The organism is Nostoc sp. UIC 10890 (assembly GCF_054786515.1).
Genome location: NZ_JBSGKF010000001.1, coordinates 2,004,012 through 2,016,196 on the forward strand (window position 1 = coordinate 2,004,012; position 12,185 = coordinate 2,016,196).

Sequence of the window (12,185 nt, forward strand, 5' to 3'; positions counted from 1 at the left end):
ACTTTTACCTCCTGCCTCCAGCATAGCTGCCTCCTGCCTCCTGCTATACATCCTCTGAGATTCCGGTAACAGCAATCCAAAATCCAAAATCTAAAATCCAAAATTGGTATGAATCAGCGCTTTCGCACCTGGTGGCAGCCGAGAAAGGGTTTAGCGATCGCCGAAGCTTGTATTATCGGTTTGGTTGCTGCCCTATCTGCGGTGTTCCTGAAAGTAGGTTCGGGATGGCTGGGGACATGGCGAGTTCATAGTACCCATCTTTTCCCGGTATGGCTGGCACTACCAGCAATTGGTCTGATCCTGGGGTTTGTGGCTGGATGGTTGGTGGATAGGTTGGCACCAGAAGCCGCTGGTAGCGGTATCCCGCAAGTGAAAGCAACTCTGGCCAATGTACCGATGACATTATCTTGGCGGGTGGCAGGTGTAAAGTTACTCAGTGCTATTATCGCCATCGGTTCCGGTATGACGCTGGGACGCCAAGGCCCCACCGTTCAAGTGGGGGCTGGTTTGGCAGCGGGGATGAGTCGTTGGGTTCCCACTTCCCCAGATCATCGACGGCAAATGATTGCAGCGGGTGCTGGTGCTGGTTTGGCGGCTGCTTTCAATGCCCCGATCGCAGGTGTATTATTTATCGTTGAAGAGTTACTCCAGGATTTATCAGGGCTGACTCTGGGAACTGCCATTATCGCCTCCTTTATTGGTGGGGTAATATCCCGACTCTTAGGTGGTGGCTCTCTTGACCTTAACCTGCAATTGACGCAATCTTCTAGCCAATTTTCTATCCCCGAAATTCCCTTTTTTGTGCTATTGGGTATTTTGGCAGGGTTGTTTGGTGCATTGTTTAATCGCGGCTTAATATTTAGTATTAAATTTTATAGAAGATTACATATCAGCTTACCGCTGCGGGTGGCTTTAGCTGGATTTATCTCTGGTATTATTGTGGCCATACTCCCGGCATCATTCCGTGATAATACAGGATTACGAGAGTCCTTAATTACTGGAGGGGCCCATCCTACCGTAGCAGCGATCGCTTTTGCTGCCCAGTTCATTCTCACACTGATAGCATTTGGTTCAGGCGCACCGGGGGGATTATTCGCTCCCAGTCTGATTTTGGGTTCTTGCTTGGGACATATTATCGGTGTATCGGAGTTGTATGTTACTGGATCTGGTTCTCCTACTACTTACGCCTTAGCGGGTATGGGTGGATTTTTTAGTGCCGTTTCCAAGGTTCCAATCACAGCAATTGTGATTGTGTTTGAAATGACTACAGATTTCAATCTGGTGTTACCCTTGATGATTGTTTCTGTAGCAGCTTATTTGGTTGCGGATAAGGTTGTGCCTGGTTCGCTTTATGAGAAACTTTTGGAGTTAAAGGGCATCACTCTCACTAAAGAAGTTCCGATGGAGGGAGCATTAACCAAGTTAACCGCAAAAGATGTGATGCAAGAACGGGTGGAAACTCTAGATGCAGAGATGAGTTTGGAAGAAGCAATGCAAGCTTTTGCCCGTTCCCATCATCGCGGTTTTCCCGTGGTAGAAGATAGCAAGTTAGTGGGGATTGTGACGCAATCAGATTTGCTAAAAACACGCGAGAGTACAAATCATACACTTCGCGATCGCAACCTAGCCGATGTTTTTTTAAAAGAAATTATGACATCTGTCCCAGTGACAGTAACACCAATTCACACCTTGGGCAATGTGCTGTATTTACTCGATCGCTATCAAATTAGTCGCTTACCAGTGGTGGATGGACGGAAACTGATTGGGATTATTACCCGTGCAGATATTATTCGGGCAGAAGCAGATCATCTCAATTGTGACAACAGGACTCCTGGATTGCGACCAGAACCTTCATACATAGTTTACCAAACGCGATCGCCCAGCATCGGCAGAGGTAGATTATTAGTGCCCGTAGCTAATCCAGAAACAGCGGGTATTTTGTTACAAATGGCAGCAGCTATTGCCCGCGATCGCCATTATGAAATAGATTGCGTGCAAGTGATGCTGATACCTCGCCACAGTTCCCCATCGGAAACACAGGTAAGAACGGCAAAAAGTCGCCGCTTGCTACGACAGGCGGAAGTCTTAGCAAAAAAATGGAAAATTCCCCTGCACACGCAGATTCGAGTTACCCACGACGTAGCGCAGGCAATTTTGGAAACAATTAACGAACAACACATCGACCTAATTCTAATGGGATGGAAAGGTAACACATCTACCCCAGGTCGGATTTTCGGCACAGTCGTAGACACCGTAATTCGCCAAGCCACCTGCGAAGTAGTCTTAGTAAAATTAGGCAAACCTCCCCACTCCCCATTGCCCCTAATCCCCAGAGGGGGCCCCGAGTTCCCCACTCCCCACTCCTTCAACCGCTGGCTAGTCCCAATGGCTGGTGGCCCCAATTCCCCTCTGGCGATTAAATTGTTACCGGCTTTAATTACATTGGGAAATGATCCACAAATTCGCCTGACACAGGTATTTAAGCCATCAGAACTCAAGCCAGATATGTCAGTTTTAGAACAAGCCATCCGCCATTTGATGCGGCGGCGAAAATTGTCCAGTACTGTAGTTGCGCTCCCAGTACAAGCTGATTCTGTTGCGGAAGGTGTAATTAACTTAGTGAAAACCGAAGGCTATGATGTTGTAGTTTTGGGAGCTTCGCGCGAGGGATTGTTGCAGCAGGCGATTCAGGGTAATATTCCAGAAGCGATCGCCTCTGGTGTAGAAAGTACAGTGATTTTGGTTAGGGGTGCAATTAATACTTAAAAAAAGCTGATTGGGTGTTGTTCACCTGGCGGACGTGCGGTTTCGCGTTAAGTTGACACCAATGGCTTTTCGGCCCATCCCACAAAATTAGCAAAATCATCCCGCAAATATGCAACGCCAAAAAAGCCTCTCCTAGAGAAGGCATCATAGTTACTATTTGTATAAGAAGTCTAACCAAAGCAGGTATGGGGCAATGGTGCGATTAAAACCGTGGCAGTGGGTAGTTTTAGCAATCCCGATCGCGTTTATCATCATTTTTTTACTGATATCCGCCGGTTCGCAAATTCATGCGTGGGGCATTAATTGGATTTGGGGTGTATTCACCCTTTTATTCGTTGGTTGGCGTTGGCTGTTGGTGAAATGGACTCAACCTGCTGTCAACCAAGTAGAAGCTGTATTAGCCCAAGTCCAAGAAGAACTAGAATCGACAGTAGAGGATACTGTACGAACAGTGGGAAGTGACACCACAAAGCAAGCAGAAGCCGCACTCCAAGAAATTCTGCAAGCAGCACAAAGCGATCGCCCCATTTGGGAAGACTGGCAAACTTTTTGGACGCGATGCCAAGATTTAGTTGTCGCGATCGCTCATATCTACAATCCTCAAATTCAATATCCCCTGCTGAATATTTACGTCCCCCAAGCTTACGGACTAATTCGCGGAACGGTGGATGATATGGATCAGTGGATGCAAAAGTTATCGCCTGTCCTAAATCAGGTAACGGTTGGGCAAGCATACCAAGGATACGAAGTCTACCGAAAGTTAGAACCATCGGCTCGGAAATTCTGGAAAGCTTGGAACTGGGCACAGTGGATTTTAAATCCGGTGGCGGCGGTGGCAAAACAAGCCAGTCAGGGTTCTAGTAACCAAGCAACTCAGCAATTATTGGGGAATTTGAGCCAGTTATTTCGGGAAGCTGCCCTGAGAAACTTATGCCGACAAGCGATCGCACTCTACGGGCGTAGCACATTACCAGTTTCAGCAACCGTAGTTTCCACACCAACTCTACCCAAGGCAAAAACCCAAACACTCCGAGATATCTTAACTCAAGCTCAACCAGCCGAAGCGGTTGAGCAAAAACCTGTGAATATTCTGCTAGTAGGGCGCACAGGTTCGGGAAAAAGTAGCTTGATTAACACACTATTTCAGGCGGATCTCGCAGCCGTTGACGTTTTGCCCAGTACCGATCGCATTCAAAATTATCAATGGCAGACTCAAAGCGGAGAAACCTTGACGCTTTGGGATACACCTGGTTATGAACAAGTCAACCGTGCCGATCTCCGAAATTTGGTGCTTGATTATGCCATCAACGCAGATTTGCTGCTGTTAGCTACCCCTGCCCTCGATCCTGCCCTGCAAATGGATGTAGACTTTTTGCAAGATATCAAAGCAGAAGTTGCAGATTTACCTGCGATCGCAATTGTCACTCAAGTAGATCGTCTGCGTCCCATCCGCGAATGGCAACCACCTTATGATTGGGAATGGGGCGATCGCTCCAAAGAAGTTTCTATTCGAGAAGCCACTGAGTATCGCGCCAAATTGCTAGGAAATTTCTGTAATCTAGTTCTACCAGTGGTTACAACTGACAGCAAAACAAATCGAACCGCTTGGGGAGTAGAAGCGCTTTCATTGGGATTAGTGGATGCGATCGCACCTAGCAAGCAACTCCGTCTCGCCCGCTTTTTGCGGAATCTAGAAGCCCGTATCATCGCCGCGGCCAAAATCATCGACCACTACACCTTCCAGATGACGACAACACAAGGATTAACAGCATTTCTCAAAAGTCCCGTTCTCCAATTTGTTTCTACCCTCTCAACCGGATCTCCAGCCTTAGCATATATGCTGGCAGAGCAAATTCCTGTGGAACAGTTGCCGATTGTGATTGGCAAACTCCAAATGGGATATGAGCTTTTCTCACTCTTGAATACAGGCAACCCTAACCCGCTCAACTTTGAATTGCTATCCCTCTGGCCGCTACTGCTAGAAAACTCCGCTTCACCCGATCGCAACGCCTGGGCATTTGGTCATGCCCTAGTGGAATACTGGACTCAGAATCTAACAGTTGAACAACTCCGGGAGCGATTTGAGTATTATCTGTCAATTAGCAAATAATTTGTCTGCATCGAGGAATTAATGCCGCCTATAAGCAATGTCTACAACGGGCTATACCTCAATACAGTTCAGATAAGACCAAAACACTTGTAGAGACGGCGATTTATCGCGTCTTTTTTAAGTATATTTACGATTAATTTTACTGGAAAATAGCGTAATTATACTAGGAAAATAACAAATCCAAAATGTGGTATCGGGTCGTATTCCTAACATCAAAGTTAAGATTACGATTAAGAGTAGGTGTCTGCTGAAACCTACCCGCTTTCTTTACCTGAATTTTTACTCAGACGCCCCTTTTATTCGGAGTTGTTTATGAAAAATATATTACAAACCTCCATCTCTCAAGAACAGAATTCACATCAGAGATATAGCATTTCGTCTTACAATAGCCTGCTTGCGGTCGTGAAGGATTTGGCCAGTGTGCGGACTATTGAGGAAATTATTGAAATTGTGCGTTTGGCAGCTCGCGATCTCACAAATGCTGATGGAGTAACTTTTGTACTGCGGGATGGTGAATGTTGCCACTATGTCGATGAAAACGCCATCGGGCCACTTTGGAAAGGTATGCGTTTTCCGCTGAAATCTTGCATCTCCGGTTGGGCAATGCTCAATAAACAAGCAGCCGTGATTGAAGATATTTACCAGGATGCTCGAATACCTCTTGATGCCTACAAAGTAACTTTTGTCAAAAGTTTAGTGATGGTTCCCATACGGGTTGCTGATCCACTCGGTGCAATTGGAGCCTACTGGAGTACAACACACCGAGCCACTCCCGAAGAGATAGAACTACTGGAGATTCTTACTGATACTACAGCAGTTGCGATCGCCAACGTTCAACTTTTCCAGAAACTTACGAACCAAAACGCCCTAAAAGACAAATTCATTGCAATGCTAGCTCACGAACTGAGGAATCCTGTTGCCCCCATCTCGAACGGCGTTCAGCTTCTCAAATTGAAGCTGGGCGAGACTGGTGCAGTCGGGGAAACAGTTTTAATGATGCAACACCAGATTAAGCACCTCTCAAAATTGATCGATGAGCTACTCGACGTATCATCTATCACCTACGGGAAAATTTCATTAAACCTTGAGAAGTTGAATCTGGTGGATTTAGTTCGCCAGAGTCTTAATGATCATACAGAAGCAATAAAGAGATCAAATCTTACTGTAGTACAAGACTTGCCAAACACACCCGTGTGGGCTTATGTTGACTCCACCCGCTTCTTCCAAGTCTTTGGAAACCTGCTTGATAACGCCTTAAAGTTTTCCAAGCCAGATGGGACGATTTGGGTGGATTTGTCATTTATTCCTGGTGAGAATGGCTCAGGCAGTGTAGCGGCCTTATCTGTAAGAGATTCAGGCATAGGGATAGACCCGACAATCTTACCAGAACTCTTCGAGCCATTTACCCAAGCCGATCGCAGTTTAGATCGTTCGAGGGGCGGGTTAGGTTTGGGACTATCCGTAGTTAAAAGTCTTGTGGAACTTCATGGTGGTAATGTTGAAGCCTCAAGTAGAGGGATTAATTTGGGAGCAGAATTCAAAGTTACTCTCCCTGTATGCGAAGAGATGACAACCTTAGATAACAACTTGGAGATTAAAGAGGCGGCTAAAAAATCGTTGAAAATTTTAGTCATCGAAGATAACGACGATTCAGCCGTATCATTACAAGCAGTACTTGAGCATTTTGGGCATGAAGTTTCCATTGCCAAGAATGGAATTGTAGGGTTAGAAACTGCGAGGGAGTTGGAGCCTAATGTGATTATTTGTGACATCGGGCTTCCTGAGATGGATGGATTCGCAGTTGCACAAGAACTGAGTAAAGACTCTAAATTTACTCGCTCAATTCTGATTGCGCTCACCGGCTACGGTGGCCAAATGGATAAGGAACTTGCGCTTAAGTCTGGTTTTAAATGCCACTTGACCAAGCCTGTGGACTTTGAAATACTTACAGCAGAAATTGATCAATACTATCTTATGAGTGCGTAAGCGTAGTCCGTCCTAGACATCGCTTTTATCCCATTAAATCATCTGTCGCAGGCTCACCTGGATAAAAGCGATCGCTCAAAATTTCCTCAAAAGTATATAAGAGGTTGTTTGAAAAGTCCTGTTGTTGGTAGCGAAAAGTTTTAGATCCCCCTAAATCCCCGTTAAAAAGGGGGACTTTAAGAAGTTTTCCCCTCTTTTTAAGGCTACGGTGTATACACAAGTCCTAAAATCCTAGCTTGATAAGTATTTTCTCGTTCCCAGGCTCCGCCTGGGAATGCATTCATTGAGTCTCTGACTCAATATCTGACTAGAGGCTCTGCCTCTAATCAGGCATTCCTATGCTCTGCATAGGAACGAGATAAACGAGAGAAAAATGGGAAATTGATCTTTTTTTGACTTGTGTGTAAGTAAGTCGGCGTAAATAATTAAAGGTTTGTAGTGGGGACTTTAGTCCTCTTTTAAGGGATCAAGCCCTTACTACGAGCTAATTCAATTGAATTTTACATTACTTAATGTAGTTTGATTTATTCTTGCCCACTTACTTACACCGTAGCTCTTTTTAAGGGGGGCTAGGGGGGACCAATAGGTTCTGAAAGTCACAGCTAACCACTTTTAAAACAACCTCTAAGCATCAGTTACAAATTACGAATTAGAAAGTTACTACACTCCGAATTGATTCACCTTTGTGCATCAATTCAAAAGCATCATTAATTTGCTCAACGGGCATCACATGAGTAATCAAATCATCAATATTTATCTTACCTTCCATATACCAATCAACTATTTTTGGCACATCTGTACGTCCTCTAGCGCCACCGAATGCCGAACCTTTCCAAACGCGTCCAGTTACTAACTGAAAAGGACGAGTACTGATTTCCTGTCCAGCACCAGCAACACCAATAATTACGCTAACGCCCCAACCTTTGTGGCAGCATTCTAATGCTTGACGCATAACTTTGACATTACCGATACATTCAAAACTGTAATCAGCGCCGCCTTTTGTTAAATCAACCAGATAGGGAACTAAATCACCCTCTACTTCCTGGGGATTGACAAAATGCGTCATACCAAACTTTTCTGCCAAAGCGCGTTTGTTGGGATTAATATCCACCCCGACAATCATATTTGCCCCTACCAACCGCGCCCCTTGGATGACATTTAAGCCAATACCACCCAAGCCGAAAACTACGACATTTGCCCCAGGTTCCACCTTGGCAGTATTGATAACTGCACCAACACCAGTAGTTACACCACAGCCAATGTAGCAAACCTTATCAAATGGGGCGTCTTCCCGAATTTTTGCCAAGGCGATTTCCGGCAGCACCGTATAGTTGGCAAAAGTGGATGTACCCATATAATGATGAATCATTTGCCCATCGAGACTGAAGCGACTAGTGCCATCGGGCATAACACCTCGTCCTTGAGTTAGGCGAATGGCTTGACAGAGATTAGTTTTAAAACTCAAACAATATTCGCACTGGCGACATTCGGGAGTGTATAAGGGAATCACATGATCCCCTGGTTTAAGACTGGTGACACCAGCCCCTACTTCCACTACTACACCAGCACCTTCATGTCCCAAAATTGCCGGAAACAAACCTTCGGGATCATCACCAGATAAGGTAAAAGCGTCGGTATGACAAACCCCGCTGGCTTTAACCTCAACTAAAACTTCGCCGGCTTTTGGCCCCGATAGTTGAACAGTTTCAATCGTTAACGGCTTACCTGCACTGTAAGCTACTGCTGCTTTAACTTCCAATTTCAGCACTCCTGTATAGTTTTGTCATTTGTCATTTGTCATTTGTCATTTGTCATTGGGCATTATGAAGAAGGGTAAAGAGGAAGGGGTTTGTTTCTTTATCCTTTACCCTTTACCCTTTAACCTTTAACCTTTAACCTCATCTCCCCTCATCAGTATTGAGCGCATGATACACTTTTGTATCACTTCATCAGATTTACTAAGCGCGATCGCCACTATAACGATAAATATTATTACCTTTGTTAAAATATCATTCTCTAGCTAGATTGGTTAAAGACGGCAACAGCTGTTTTGACAACGATGTAAACTGGATGTCAGCAGCAACTCCCAAATAATTTGTTCACCCCTCAATTAATACATTTTGTCACAGCTTATGAACCCTGCCCTAACACAAATTGGCGCTCAAATGTCCAACCTGACTGGCGTCAGAGCAATCATGAAGGATATTATCGAGACATTACGAGGGGGTGCAGGGCAGCAGTTTATTAATTTGAGTGCTGGTAATCCGTTGATTTTGCCAGAGGTAGAACAATTATGGCGGGATTGCACTGCACAACTTCTTGCTAGTCCAGAATATGGTGAGGTAGTTTGTCGCTACGGCTCAAGTCAGGGTTATGCACCATTAATTGAAGCGATCGCAAATGATTTTAACAAACGCTACGGGTTAAACTTAAGCGATCGCAATATCCTCATCACCCCCGGTAGTCAAACCCTCTACTTCTACGCAGTTAATAGCTTCGGTGGCTACACCCCCAGTGGTGAGTTAAAACAAATCGTTTTGCCCCTCAGCCCTGACTACACAGGTTACGGCGGTATCTGCTTAGTTCCAAAAGCCTTAATTGCTTACAAACCGACTCTCGATATTGATGAAGCCGCCCACCGATTTAAATATCGCCCCGACTTCAGCCAACTATCAATTACAGAAAATACAGGTTGTGTTCTCTTCTCTCGCCCCTGTAATCCCACTGGTAATGTCCTCACTGATGATGAGGTGAAAAAGATTGCTGCCTTGGCTGCACCTTACAATCTGCCAGTCTTAATTGACTCAGCTTATGCACCTCCCTTTCCAGCATTGAACTTTACTGAAATGACACCAGTGTTTGGTGATAACATCCTTCACTGCATGAGTTTATCAAAAGCGGGATTACCAGGAGAAAGGATTGGTATTGCCATTGGAGATGAAAAGTGGATTGAAGTGCTGGAGTGTTTTCAGGCAAATATGAGTCTCCATTCTTCACGTTACGGCCAAGCGATCGCAGCTCTTGCAATTAATTCTGGCCGCTTAGTGGAAATTTCTCACACTGTCATCCGTCCCTTCTACCAAAATAAATTTACCGTTTTAGAAACCAGTTTAGAACAAGCGATGCCCAAGGATTTACCTTGGTTTCTCCATCGCGGTGAAGGGGCAATTTTTGCTTGGTTGTGGTTACAGGATTTACCCATTAGTGACTGGGAATTTTACCAGCAATTAAAGCAAGTAGGTGTGATTATTGTCCCTGGAAGTACCTTCTTCCCTGGATTAGAGGAAGAGTGGGCGCACAAACACCAATGCTTCCGCATCAGCCTTACCGGTAGTGATGAAGAGATTACCACAGCAATGCAACGTCTAGCAAAAGTGACTGAGGAAGCTTATAAGCGTGCGCCTGTGACTGCCTAGCACCGCAAGGCGGAATTAAAAATTAAAAATTAAAAATTAAAAATGAATACAGCCTAAGAGGATGTTTTAAAAGTGGTTGGCTGTAATTTTAGGCACTTGTTTATCCCCCCAACCCCCCTGAAAAAGGGGGGCAAAGTCTCTAAAAGTCCCCCTTTTTAAGGGGGATTTAGGGGGATCTAAAACGTTTTGCTACCAACCAGAGGACTTTTAAAACATCCTCTAAGCGTTTCATTGATTTGGAATGGGTGGTTTATTTCCACCGTGTTGTACTAGTAGGAAAGATGGAAATGAAACACGAAGAAGCTAATAAAGATATTGGAGGCAGAGGGGCACAGAGGCAGAGGGGCAAGAAAGTAGGAGGAAATTCAAAAATTAAAAATGTTCAATCTCCAGCCCCTAATCCCCAGCCCGTAGTTCCCAATACCCAATCCCCAGTCCCTAATCTCGATAATTGGTTAGAAATTGGTAAGATTGTTTCCCCTCAAGGATTGTCTGGAGAATTAAAGGTTTATCCTGTATCTGACTTTCCCGAAAGATTTGAAGTGCCGGGAAAACGTTGGTTGTTGCGTTCAGGTGAAAAAGAACCACAACCAATCGAATTATTGACAGGACGTTATATCAGTAACAAAAACTTGTATGTAATTAAATTAGCTGGCGTAGAAAATTGCGATCAGGCGGAGGCATTGCGTGGTTGTACGTTAATGGTGCCAGCAAGCGATCGCCCCCAATTAGGCGAAGATGAATATCATGTCCTCGATTTGATTGGCTTGGAAGTCTTCATGCAAGCATCTGGCGAACTCGTTGGTACGGTGGTAGACATCATCCCGGCTGGAAATGACTTGTTAGAAGTAAAGTTCCATGAATCATTTACTACTGACAAAAAGCAAAAGACTGTTTTGATTCCATTTGTGGAAGCGATCGCACCAGTAGTAGACTTGAAATCTAATCGCATTGAAATCACGCCGCCGCCTGGGTTATTGGAAATTAATAATTAGGTCATTAATTGAATGGGAATTTTTAATTTTTAATTCGGAGCAAAGCGACGTGACTCAAGCTTTACCAAAAATCGTAACTTTTGAAGAATTTGTCAAGTGGAAACCGGAGAATGAGCGCTATGAATTGCACAACGGAACAATTGTCAAAATGCCTCAACCTGTAGGAGACCATGAAGAAGTAACAGGATTTTTAGCTTTTGAACTTACTAGAGAATGTATTCGTTTAAATCTCCCCTACTTCATACCCAAGACAGTACTAGTCAAACCACCTGTAAATGAATCAGGTTACTCGCCAGATGTGCTGTTGTTGAATCGCCCTAATTTGATCAATGAACCTCTGTGGAAAACAGAATCTACTGTTATTCAACCTGCATCAATTCCTGTAATTATTGAAGTTGTTAGTACAAATTGGCGTGATGACTATCTCAAAAAATACGCGGATTATGAAGAAATGGGGATTACTGAGTACTGGATTGTTGATTATGCTGCTTTCGGTGGTAGGGAGTTTATTGGCAAACCAAAGCAATCTACAATTTTAGTTTGTTCTTTGGATGAAGGTGAGTATCAAGTTAGCAAGTTTAGGAATACAGACCTTATCCATTCCCCAACATTTCCAGAGTTAAATCTCACTGCTAAACAGATTTTTCAAGCGGGTAATATTTTAACTTAGACATATTTTGAGCAAATAATTATTAATTGATAGTTCATAAATTTCAAGACAGAGCAGTTTGATTTATCCATTAATAAATCAAACTGAATAAAATGCAGTATTAATAGTATTAATCAACAGAGTAGTAGTCTGTCAATAAATAATTGATGGATAAATTCCCTGTAGAGACTCAAAATGAATTGGACAGACTAGTGGTCTGTCTCATTAGTTATGAGTGGTTAGCGGTGGTCAGATCCCCGACT

At 44.1% G+C, this 12,185-nt stretch carries 8 protein-coding genes; 6 read left to right on the forward strand and 2 right to left on the reverse strand.

Annotated features, from left to right (window positions below):
* The first annotated feature begins 108 nt into the window (after positions 1 to 108).
* Positions 109 to 2,766: a chloride channel protein gene (locus ACWATR_RS08040; RefSeq protein ID WP_460331210.1), complete on the forward strand. Its 2,658-nt coding sequence runs from the start codon at positions 109 to 111 to the stop codon at positions 2,764 to 2,766.
* Here ACWATR_RS08040 and ACWATR_RS08045 read toward each other — a convergent pair.
* Positions 2,756 to 2,914, reverse strand: coding sequence for a hypothetical protein (locus ACWATR_RS08045; RefSeq protein ID WP_460331213.1), 159 nt, complete (start codon positions 2,912 to 2,914; stop codon positions 2,756 to 2,758). The genes ACWATR_RS08040 and ACWATR_RS08045 overlap by 11 nt on opposite strands.
* A gap of 45 nt (positions 2,915 to 2,959) precedes the next feature.
* Between ACWATR_RS08045 and ACWATR_RS08050 the strand changes: the two genes are divergently transcribed.
* Together ACWATR_RS08050 and ACWATR_RS08055 are read left to right on the forward strand one after the other, a co-directional pair.
* Positions 2,960 to 4,876: a GTPase family protein gene (locus tag ACWATR_RS08050; RefSeq protein WP_460331216.1), complete on the forward strand. Its 1,917-nt coding sequence runs from the start codon at positions 2,960 to 2,962 to the stop codon at positions 4,874 to 4,876.
* A 312-nt stretch (positions 4,877 to 5,188) separates the two neighbouring features.
* Positions 5,189 to 6,862 (forward strand): hybrid sensor histidine kinase/response regulator, encoded by a 1,674-nt coding sequence (locus tag ACWATR_RS08055; protein ID WP_460331218.1) that lies wholly within the window; start codon positions 5,189 to 5,191, stop codon positions 6,860 to 6,862.
* A 649-nt stretch (positions 6,863 to 7,511) separates the two neighbouring features.
* On the opposite strand, the gene ACWATR_RS08060 is transcribed toward ACWATR_RS08055, so the two are convergent.
* Entirely contained in the window at positions 7,512 to 8,621 is a 1,110-nt protein-coding gene (locus tag ACWATR_RS08060) for an S-(hydroxymethyl)glutathione dehydrogenase/class III alcohol dehydrogenase (protein ID WP_460331221.1), read from the reverse strand.
* Positions 8,622 to 8,994: 373 nt separating this feature from the next.
* On the opposite strand from ACWATR_RS08060, the gene ACWATR_RS08065 reads away from it, so the two are divergent.
* The 3 genes from ACWATR_RS08065 (at position 8,995) to ACWATR_RS08075 (ending at position 11,943) form a co-directional block, all read left to right on the forward strand.
* Positions 8,995 to 10,278 (forward strand): valine--pyruvate transaminase, encoded by a 1,284-nt coding sequence (locus tag ACWATR_RS08065; RefSeq protein ID WP_460331223.1) that lies wholly within the window; start codon positions 8,995 to 8,997, stop codon positions 10,276 to 10,278.
* A 287-nt stretch (positions 10,279 to 10,565) separates the two neighbouring features.
* A complete protein-coding gene (rimM, locus tag ACWATR_RS08070; RefSeq protein ID WP_460331226.1) occupies positions 10,566 to 11,273 on the forward strand; it encodes a ribosome maturation factor RimM in 708 nt (235 codons plus the stop codon).
* A 49-nt stretch (positions 11,274 to 11,322) separates the two neighbouring features.
* The gene (locus ACWATR_RS08075; RefSeq protein ID WP_460331228.1) at positions 11,323 to 11,943 is read left to right on the forward strand and encodes a Uma2 family endonuclease; all 621 of its coding nucleotides are present in this window, start codon (positions 11,323 to 11,325) and stop codon (positions 11,941 to 11,943) included.
* Positions 11,944 to 12,185: the final 242 nt, after the last annotated feature.

Coding starts and splice junctions, on each gene's coding strand:
- ACWATR_RS08040 (WP_460331210.1), top strand. CDS start 109: ATGAATCAGCGCTTTCGCACCTGGTGGCAGCCGAGAAAGGGTTTAGCG.
- ACWATR_RS08045 (WP_460331213.1), bottom strand. CDS start 2,914: ATGATGCCTTCTCTAGGAGAGGCTTTTTTGGCGTTGCATATTTGCGGG.
- ACWATR_RS08050 (WP_460331216.1), top strand. CDS start 2,960: ATGGTGCGATTAAAACCGTGGCAGTGGGTAGTTTTAGCAATCCCGATC.
- ACWATR_RS08055 (WP_460331218.1), top strand. CDS start 5,189: ATGAAAAATATATTACAAACCTCCATCTCTCAAGAACAGAATTCACAT.
- ACWATR_RS08065 (WP_460331223.1), top strand. CDS start 8,995: ATGAACCCTGCCCTAACACAAATTGGCGCTCAAATGTCCAACCTGACT.
- rimM (WP_460331226.1), top strand. CDS start 10,566: ATGAAACACGAAGAAGCTAATAAAGATATTGGAGGCAGAGGGGCACAG.